The organism is Rhodococcus sp. GXMU-t2271 (assembly GCF_041414735.1).
Taxonomy (GTDB): Bacteria; Actinomycetota; Actinomycetes; order Mycobacteriales; family Mycobacteriaceae; genus Rhodococcus; species Rhodococcus indonesiensis.
Genome location: NZ_JAUIZP010000086.1, coordinates 1 through 316, shown reverse-complemented (window position 1 = coordinate 316; position 316 = coordinate 1). Strand labels below are relative to the sequence as shown.

At 68.0% G+C, this 316-nt stretch carries 1 protein-coding gene; it reads right to left on the bottom strand.

Translation table 11 applies throughout. The annotated features are described in order from the left end of the window. Positions 1-316: condensation domain-containing protein (locus QYS60_RS25605; protein WP_371384640.1), on the bottom strand; the 316-nt coding region annotated here is incomplete at both ends.

The following is a 316-nucleotide window of genomic DNA, read 5'->3' as shown; positions in this document are numbered from 1 at the left end:
CTCGATATCCCCCAGCGCCACCGACGGATCGGCCACCACCGCCTCAAGCACCCGCACGAACCGCTCCGCGAAACCGACAACCGTCGGCTCGTCGAACAGGTCCGTGGCGTAGGTGAGCACGCTCGTGATCCCCTCGGGGGCCCCGTCGTCGGCGTACCGGTCGGTGACCACCAGGTGCAGGTCGAACTGCGAGGTCTGCAGATCCGCGTCCACACCGGACACGGTCAGTCCCGGCAACTCGAGACTGGTCGTCGCGAGGTTCTGGAAGGACAGGCCCACCTGGAACAGCGGATGCCGCGCCGTCGACCGTTCCGGA